Here is a 9019-nt window from a genome sequence, read left to right as displayed (position 1 = left end):
CTATGGGAGAGTGGATAATGCATGATAATATTTGTTCCAATAATGTAGCCAGTTATCTTGCCGCTATTCTGATACATGAAGGATATGCTGAGCTGGTCAAAGACAGGCCGCTTACTCTAAAGTTCAAGGAGGTTTAAATGGGGAAATTTAATAAACCATCTCATGGTTTGCTTGGTTTTTGTGTTGCAGACGCACTGGGCGTACCGGTAGAATTTAAGCATCGAGTTTTATTATCAGCTCATCCTGTAATGGAAATGCGTGGCAATGGTACACATAAACAAGAGCCCGGCACCTGGTCAGACGACAGCTCGCAAGTATTCTGCGTTACCGAAAGTTTATGCGAAGGTTACAATCTACAGAGTATCGCGGATAGCTTGCATGACTGGTATTATGAAAATCATTGGACAGCCCGTGGGCGTGTATTTGACGTCGGAGCTACTACCTGCGCGGCTTTGGAACTGCTACACATGGGAGCGCGGCCAGAAAAATCAGGTTTGAACGACTTTATGGATAATGGAAATGGATCACTTATGAGAACATTGCCCTTGGCTTATTATCTGAAGAATGAATGGGATTTTAAGTACCGGCAAAGTATTATCCACGAGGTTTCAGCCATAACGCATGCGCACCCAATATCGCAAATCGCCTGTTTGCTATATACTGAATTTGCCATACAGTTGCTACACGGAGTTGATCCAGGATTAGCATATTCCTACTGTCAGGAGCTTGGCAAGGCACTATATGATTCACCAGAATATAAGCAATTCTTACCGGTTTACTCACGGATAATTAATAATAAAATCTATGAATTAGAAGAACGGGAGATACGTTCCAGCGGCTATGCGGTTGATACTTTGGAAGCCTGTTTATGGAGCATCTTTAAGGGGTCTAATTATTTAAATACGGTAACTTGCGCTGTAAATCTGGGCAACGATACGGATACTATCGGCGCTTTGACCGGCGGTCTCGCCGGCATTCTGTACGGCTATAATGAGATCCCTCTGGACTGGCTGGATGCTATTGCCCGCCTTGATGATATTATTGCCCTGGCGAAACGGTTCGAGAAAAAGCTAATTGATTTCGAGGCAAAATAATGACAGATATTATGTTTAATATTACGGAATTGCAGAGTATTAAGAATATTTTGCAGTATTATGATTATTTCAATAATCCTGATAATGTATTTTTTACAACAACAACATTTTCCGGGGCTGAATACACTAAAGAAGTCTATGACTTTATGAGCATATTGATTAAGGAAAAATTTGTTTTACCTGGTTTTGACTGGGCCAGCTGGGATGAAGGACGGAAAATATTGAAAGATTCCACGAATATAATGTCCAGCGACTTGCTGACCCTGAAAAAACTTCTAACTGCAATAGTACGCAATGACCGTTTTTGTGCAGGCGCTTTCGGTGGATTCGCAAAAAACGGGAAACTAGGTCTTATCTTGAAGCGTATGAGTGAATTGATTGCTAATAATTAAAAAAGGAGTTTTTATGCAATATTTATATCTTCCACAATGTTTAAGTTGTAAGCATTTTTATGGCAATGGGTGCTGCAAAGCCTATCCTGATGGCGTCCCTGAAAAAATTAAAAATAGCAGTATTGATCACCGCAAACCCTATCAAGGAGACAATGGGATTACTTTTAAATTGGGAAAAAATAAGTCTCTTCCTGAAATTTTTCAGGAGTTTGATAACAAACAACAATAACTCTAATTTTGCTTCATCATTGTGCTGCCGCATACCGGACAATTATGAATACCAGGTCTTCCGGTACTCATTATGAATTTGCATGATGCTTTTGAGCATTTGTATGTATAAGTTGGTTGTGCCATTGTTTTCACCTCTTTTTTGGAATATAACCCAAATTATATCATTGAGTGTACGTCATCTGTGGTCGTGGGCTACCTCGCCACCACAGCCCACACGCCCGCAGCAATACCAATGGCAGATAATACCTTATACCAGTTGTCTTCCCAAAAATCAGGAGATTTACCGATGTTCACGGTAACTACATCACCGTACTGGATGGTTGGAAGGTTGGAGGATTGGAGGTTTAGGGAAGATTGCCCCATATAGGCCAAGGCTTCGGCTGGAGATTCAGCCTTTTTTACTTCCCATGTTTTCTTGACCTGGTCCTGTTGGACTACAAATATAGGTCTCGGTGTTAAGAAGACAACCACATCTGCGTTTTTTATATATTGGGAGTAGCTGGCTTTTACTTTCTTTTGTAGGTCATCTAATGATAACCCAATTACTTTCATCCTGCCGATGGTCGGAAGCGAGATACTGCCATCCGGGGCAATGGTTTGTTTGGTATCAAGTTCTTTTTTATTAATGACTTTTATTTCCAAATTATCGCCGCTTGCAAGTATATATGCTGGTGTCGTAGTGAATGAAACTGATAATAATGAGAAACAGAAACAAACTAAAATTAATTTTGTTATATTTTTTTTCATAACTCCTCCTTTGATTAATAAGCTGATTATTTTTTTAATTTTTTGACAGAGTTATCCATAGTAAGAAGCCTCATCTGTTGAATTGCGATAGTGTTCAATTTATCCAAACGACCTGCCTGCGAGATTCCTTCCCGAATAAAGTGCGCGTTTAAATTTTCCAGATTGGATAAACAAACCAATTGTGAAATATCCGCATAATCTCGGATATTGCCACTTAAGTCGGGATTTTCATCACGCCACTGTTTAGCGGTTTTCCCAAAAAGCGCCATATTAAGTACATCAGCTTCCGTTGCATACACAATATTTATCTGAGAATTGGTTAATTCTTGTGGTATAAGGTTTTCTTTTATTGCGTCAGTATGAATACGATAATTTATTTTTGTTAAGTTACGGCGAATATCCCACCCAAGCTGTCTGAACTCCTCTTCTTTCATTCTCTGGAATTCTTTAATGAGATATATTTTAAATTCGGCGCTGATCCACATGCCAAATTCAAAAGCTATGTCCTTATGAGCGTATGTCCCACCATATCTGCCTGCTGTGGCTTTTAAGCCGACAGCGTTTGTTTTCTCACACCATTCCTTTACGCTTATTTTATAACTGTTTAAACCAGCCTGGCTTCTAATTATGGCAAATTCGCCATAATTAAAACTAGGATTGTGAATCTTTTCCCAAATACCAAGAAATTCAACAGTATTGCGGTTTCGTAGCCAGTCAGAAACAAAAAAATCGCCGTCTTTTGCTTTAAGCATGTCAGTTAAAGAAATATAATCCTCTTCATTTACTGACATTACATTTATTTCATTACCCTGAACATTAATCTTTACCATTTATTCATCTCCTCACTTTAATCATTCCAATATTATAATCTACGACATCAGACTTTGGACATCTGACCATATATCCGACTTATTGACTTATTCCCTAACCTTAACTTCCCCAGTATAAAAGAATTCATGCTCTTTCATGCGCAGGGTTATAGTCTGAATTTTCAAATCAAGTTCACTTAACTGACTGCGATATTCTGCGATTTTATTCTCTCTTTCTGCCAGCTTTTCCTTGTCTCCATAAAATTGTCTGCCAAGGTCTGTCAGTCCATCGTCCTGACTTTTCAGAGATTTGATGTCAGCAAGCACGCTATTCTTTTTTATTCTTAAAGAACTGAGTTCTGTTTTGTCTTGTTTCTGTAATAACAGGAACTGTTCATTCAAGCCCAGCTTTTCTAATTCCGCTTTGCCTGCGAAGCTGAGAATCAGCCGGTCGCCTTTTTGCTGCATGGTTTTATAATTGCCCTGCTTAATGTCAGCAACTGGAAATTTCAGCTGCATATCAGCCGGAAGTTCCACATATCCGCTGACCAGAGAAGCTGTGGTTATCTGTGCCAGCAAAGACTCACGGGTTTTATCTTTGAACACCACCTGCCGGAATTCCAGAGGCTTATCAGTATGCTTGACCCGAACTTTGGAAGCTACAATATCAGCGCCATCATCGCTGCTCAGAGAATAAATTTTATTATCATATCTGACCACCAACTGTTTATTAACTACATCCAGAATTTCCGCCAGACCTTCCACATTTTCTTTAGTGGACTGATACACCCCTTTGAATTCCACAAAGGTATGAGTTTTCATGTCCTTGTATTCGGCAATAGCTGATTCGGGAGTAGCCAGCACCCAGCGCAAAGAGCTTCCGAACCCATATTTGGAAATGGGCAGGGCCAGCAATACCAAACCCAGCAACGCAAAAAAGATGAAGATTTCTGCTTTGGAACCGGATTCCAGACGGAACTTGATGTTTTTAGGAATTACGTCCCGGCCTGTGTTGGGCCAGAATAATTGCGAGCCCTGTTTATTGAACATATCCAGAACCAAATGTGACGTATAACTTATGAAAAAAGCCGCTATCCAGCGAATAGCCAACCCATAATTTGCTGTATTTAAGCCGAAATATTTGATATTAAAAGCGATATGCAGACCATAAAGCGTAAGGTTATATAAAAGGATTATTAAAGAAAAAATAAGCGTAAAAAATAAAGCTCCCAGCAATGAATGGGTAAATGTACGATGTCCGAACCTGCGCTCCAGCGGGTTAGAAATAAAAGGGAACAATTTTCCGATAAGGGATTTGGGATGATCGATATCCGGCAGCACAGCTCCGATTACCGCAAAGGTAAGAATAGTCCAATGCAGGCTGATCTTGATGCCAAACGCAGCCAGAATTACCAGGGTTAAAAAAAGGCCGAAGACGCTATGGGTGGGTGCTAACATAACTCACCCTGGCCTACGGCCACCCCTCTCTTTTGCTTGTGCAAAAACGAGGGGCCTTCTAACAATGTAGATATTTTAATAAGTACATTTTTTAAGTTATTTTGGATGTCCTCATTATTAAAACGAACAACATTTATTCCTTTTGTGTTTATTATAAAAGTCCTAAATTCATCATATTCTTTTTGATTGTCATGTATTTGCCCATCAACCTCAATTATTAATTTGCTTTTTGCGCAATAAAAATCAGCGATAAACAATTTGCTTTTACCATTAAAATTAAAAGTTATCGGATATTGACGTATAAATCTATAGCCAGCTAATTTTCTGTTTCGCAGTTCACTCCAAAGAATGGCTTCTGTTTTTGTTTGTTTTTTTCTCAAGTATCTAACTTTTTCTTTTATTTCATGTACCATAATATCTCCCAAATCGCACCCCTCTTTACCGCGAAGCGGAAGAGAGGGGGCCGGGGGTGAGTTATCTTCCTTTAAAAACAAAAAACCTAATAACAACAATCATCGACATGCCGATTCCGGCCAAGATATACCCTTCAAAACTATGCGTGCCCAAAGCTATAAACCGAAATAAAACCAGCACTGCCCAGAGCAGAATAACAGCGTAAGACCAGTCCCGATAAACCACACCGATCTCGTGATGCACATCCCGTACAACCTCACGAGTGACAACATTGGCGTGGCTCAACTGAACAGCCATATCCACAATGGCCAGAGGCAGACAGTTGGACTGATTCAGCAGCCTTGTTTCCATCAGGTCATAATCGGAAATGGACATGTTCTGCGTCAGATATTTGATCAGCTCTTTGCAGTGGTCAGGATTTAAAGGATTTACTTTTATTTCCTTGAATTTGTACCAAAGCGCTTTCAGTTTGGGAGTGGGTTCCTCTGTAGCGCTCAAAACGGTAAAATTTTCCACAATTTTTATCAGGACCTCAATATCTCCTGCACGGATTTTGTCGAGATTATCAATTATCAGAACCGGAGCCTTATGGTCTTTATTGCGCAGGGCATAATCCAGCAGTTCCTGGACCTGGGTAGTAGATTTGAACTCAGTTGCTCCTAACTTTTCACAGAGTTCATGCAGAATAGTTTTAGTCTGCGCCGGACTTTCAAAATAACTCACTCCTAAATCCCCTCTCTTGCTAGAAGAGGGGACTTTATCAATATTTAATATATGTGCCATGTGCTTGAGAATATGGGTTTTCCCCACGCCGAATTTGCCTTCCAATAAAACAGACTGGCCTTTATTCAGCATTGCCCTGATTTCTTTGATAAGATGGTCGCGGCCAAAAATAACCTCAGCCGGGTCAGGTCGGAGTTCAATTTGCAAATTGCTGAGTTTTTTCACGGGCTTTGGTTTTACCGGAAAAACATCGGATATAATCTGATTTATCTTGGGCCTGGTTTCCACCTGGGAAACCGGTTGTTCTTTTGTACTCTGGGTTTCCGCTGCGACTGTTTCCTGACCATCAGCCAGTTTTTGATATTTATGTAACGTATTGTAGTCGGAAATTCCTAATAATTCCGAAGCCTGTTTGACTGTGGCCCCATCCTGAAAAAGGTTTACAGCATAAGTGCTTCTTAAAAGTTGTGTAGTAACAGGAACATTTATACCTGCTTCCTGTCCGCCTTTTCTGAGCAGATGATCCACGGAGCGTGGAGATAATCCCTGCAAAGTTCCTTTGTTGGTTAGAAAAAGTATGTCAGTTTTTGCGGCCGGTCGTTCTGAAAGCCAGCGGGCAACAGCGTCTTTGGCCTGCGGATTGATGGGGATTGTTCGAGGTTTATTGCCGAGAACAGTAAGAATTTCTTTTTCAAGATTAATATTATCAGTAGTTAAAGCGCAAAGTTCCCCTCGCGAAATACCTGTGGTCAGTAGTAGAGTGGTTATGGCATAGTCCCGGGTATTAGTAACAGCTTTTAAAAGAGCCTTGATTTCTACCTTGGAAAGATAATCTTCCATAGAGTATCTATTATAAAACGGATTAAGAAGGATTACAAAGATGTTAATATAATCCGCCTTTTTCTACCTCCACGTCCCAGGGCAAAAGTTTAAACCGCATAACCAATTTGTCTGGGTAATATAATATAGCGCTCAATATTTCTCGCAGATATTCCTTAAACTGAAGAGAAGAAAAATTCAGATACTCCAATTTGAAAGCGATTAGTTTTTTCTTAAATTCAATCATTTTAATTTTTTCGTCGTACTTCTCATTTTGAAGAAAATCTTGTTTATCAATATCCGTTTTACAGGCTATCTCTTGCAATTCCAAATCCTTGATTTTGGCCTGAATCATTTCACGTTCAGAAGACAGAAAGGGACTAGAGATCAATGAATCAAGATAATATTCTTTTTTTTCAGAGAAAGCCTTTAGTTGGGCCTTAAGTTCGATGCTTCTAAAGTCTATATTCTGGATTTCTTCTTCGATTTTTTGATTATATTTCAATATTCGGTTTTCAAGCAATCGATACTGACTATCCTGTGCTAATGATAAAAGAGCATTTTTTACTTGCGTTTCAATCTTTATGAAGGAAATAAAATAGCCCTCGGCATGATATCTTTCTTCCTGATTCTTGCTTTTATTGCAATGGTAATAATAATATTTCTTTCTCAGTGGATTGTAAGAAAATGTTGGGCTCATGCGCGATTCACATGAACCACAATATAAAAGTCCAGCCAGGGCCGCATTGGATTTAGTAACTCTTAAAAAAATTTTACCTCGTTTAAATAGTTCTTGGACACGTTGAAATTGGGTTTCTGAAATAATCGGTTGATGGAGCCCATCATATATGTGATTACTCCACCTTAACTTTCCTGTATAAAGGGGATTTCTTAATATTGAATTAATCTGCCTTGCATCAAATTGATGGTTACTGCCATCACGGTATCCGTTACTGTTCAAAAAATCAGCCGTTTGGGTTGTTGATCTTGTTTCTAGAAATTTTGTAAAGAGTATTTCAACGATTTTCTTTTCTTTGGGGTGCGGACTGAGTTCCTTGTTGATGTTTGCATATCCGTAAGGTCTTCGCCCCCCGTTATAAAAGCCTTGGCTGGCTCTATGGATCATAACATCAATGACGCGTTCAGATGTTTGTTCCCGTTCGAGCTGGGCAAAGACTAAGGCAATTCGAAGCATGGCTTTGCCCATAGCGTTAGTTGTGTCAAAATTTTCCTTGAGGGAAATAAAGTCTACATCCTTTTCCTGGGTAAGTTTTGAAAACTGCTCAAAGTCGAGAAGAGATCGGGAGAGTCGATCCAACTTTTTGACCACTACAGCGTTAATTCTCTGTTCTTTAATATCTGCCAGCAATTTCTGATATTCTGGCCTGTTGGTGTTACTCGCTGATTTTCCCCGCTCGATCAAAATGTTTTTGATTTTGAATTTACGGAACTCACAAAATCTTCTCAGTTCTTCTTCCTGTTCAATGAGCGAATCACCTTCATTTGCCTGTCTGTCTGTTGAAACACGTATATACAAATCCACAACTATCGGGCTAAGATTTTTTTTCTCAAACATGATATCCTCCTATAAATATAGATTTAGCCAAAGGCTATGAAATAAATTATGAGATTATTAAAGGTGTAACTCAATAAAATATAATTTATTAAATGAAAATTTTTCCCCTCAGCTCTGGCCAAAACTCGACTCAACTCAGGGCTGGCCGGGGAAGGCACAGGGCAAAAGCATGTCAGAAGCTGGAAAGCTGGCAGGCATAGCGCATAAGAAAACGGAAAGAATGGGGCCAACGGACAGTCCAGGTCGGCCCGCGCCAGCGGGCCGGGCGGATTGCAAAGACGTATAGCTTGTCGGGAAAATTCATTAAGAAATGATGGTTGGTAAGTCATCGTGATTGGTCAGAAAACGCATGGTGGGTGTAACTCAGAAAACGGAAAGTTTGTAACCAACGGACAGTCCAGGTCAGCCGCGCCGTCAGGTGCGGCTGGGCGGGTTGTTGTTTGTTTGCTTGCCGCGGCGTATCCGCCTTTGGCGGAAGAAGACGGGCTTCGCGCGCGTACCCCGGGTTTAGTTGTCAGTTATTCAGTAAGTCTTTAAGTCGATAGGTAATTTTAATCCCTGCCGGGTGTTTGTTGTTAGTTGTAATGTTGGGCAAAAAATCACAGGGGAAACAGATTAAAAAATGGAAAGTTGGAATTAACGGAAAGTCCCGTCTACGCTCTCGCGTTGCTCGTAGCTTCGCCGAGGCAAGCCAGGTCGGCTGGATGCGGAAGCAGACAGCCGGACGGGTGAGCCCGTTAGGGCGTAACCGACTGA

10 protein-coding genes are annotated in these 9019 nt (G+C 40.4%); 4 read left to right on the top strand and 6 right to left on the bottom strand.

The window, feature by feature from the left end:
- Positions 1-137: 137 nt before the first annotated feature.
- From PHV30_11175 to PHV30_11165, 3 genes are read left to right on the top strand one after another with little or no spacing between them, the layout of a single operon-like run.
- Entirely contained in the window at positions 138-1094 is a 957-nt protein-coding gene (locus PHV30_11175) for an ADP-ribosylglycohydrolase family protein (GenBank protein ID MDD5457574.1), read from the top strand.
- A complete protein-coding gene (locus PHV30_11170; protein ID MDD5457573.1) occupies positions 1094-1486 on the top strand; it encodes a DUF6508 domain-containing protein in 393 nt (130 codons plus the stop codon). The genes PHV30_11175 and PHV30_11170 overlap by 1 nt, the downstream gene beginning before the upstream one ends.
- Positions 1473-1715 carry a hypothetical protein gene (locus PHV30_11165; GenBank protein MDD5457572.1) on the top strand — a complete coding sequence of 81 codons (243 nt, stop codon included), beginning with the start codon at positions 1473-1475 and terminating at the stop codon, positions 1713-1715. Before PHV30_11170 ends, PHV30_11165 begins: the two co-directional genes overlap by 14 nt.
- A 194-nt stretch (positions 1716-1909) precedes the next feature.
- Here PHV30_11165 and PHV30_11160 read toward each other — a convergent pair whose 3' ends face one another.
- The 6 genes from PHV30_11160 to PHV30_11135 form a co-directional block, all read right to left on the bottom strand.
- Complete coding sequence (locus tag PHV30_11160; protein ID MDD5457571.1) at positions 1910-2464, bottom strand: polysaccharide biosynthesis/export family protein; 555 nt, start codon at positions 2462-2464, stop codon at positions 1910-1912.
- 26 nt (positions 2465-2490) lie between these two features.
- Positions 2491-3294 (bottom strand): KilA-N domain-containing protein, encoded by an 804-nt coding sequence (locus tag PHV30_11155; protein MDD5457570.1) that lies wholly within the window; start codon positions 3292-3294, stop codon positions 2491-2493.
- Between the two features lie 87 nt (positions 3295-3381).
- Complete coding sequence (locus PHV30_11150; protein ID MDD5457569.1) at positions 3382-4731, bottom strand: metal-dependent hydrolase; 1350 nt, start codon at positions 4729-4731, stop codon at positions 3382-3384.
- Entirely contained in the window at positions 4725-5144 is a 420-nt protein-coding gene (locus tag PHV30_11145; protein MDD5457568.1) for an endonuclease domain-containing protein, read from the bottom strand. Before PHV30_11145 ends, PHV30_11150 begins: the two co-directional genes overlap by 7 nt.
- 61 nt (positions 5145-5205) lie before the next feature.
- A complete protein-coding gene (locus PHV30_11140) occupies positions 5206-6708 on the bottom strand; it encodes a tyrosine-type recombinase/integrase (protein ID MDD5457567.1) in 1503 nt (500 codons plus the stop codon).
- 43 nt (positions 6709-6751) lie between these two features.
- Positions 6752-8263 carry a recombinase family protein gene (locus PHV30_11135; protein ID MDD5457566.1) on the bottom strand — a complete coding sequence of 504 codons (1512 nt, stop codon included), beginning with the start codon at positions 8261-8263 and terminating at the stop codon, positions 6752-6754.
- A 330-nt stretch (positions 8264-8593) separates the two neighbouring features.
- Here PHV30_11135 and PHV30_11130 point away from each other — a divergent pair, with 330 nt between their 5' ends.
- Positions 8594-8800 carry a hypothetical protein gene (locus tag PHV30_11130; protein MDD5457565.1) on the top strand — a complete coding sequence of 69 codons (207 nt, stop codon included), beginning with the start codon at positions 8594-8596 and terminating at the stop codon, positions 8798-8800.
- The last annotated feature ends 219 nt before the right edge of the window (positions 8801-9019 follow it).

Source organism: Candidatus Margulisiibacteriota bacterium (assembly GCA_028715625.1).
In the GTDB taxonomy this organism is placed as follows: Bacteria; Margulisbacteria; Riflemargulisbacteria; order GWF2-35-9; family GWF2-35-9; genus JAQURL01.
This window is presented reverse-complemented; position numbering and strand designations above follow the sequence as displayed.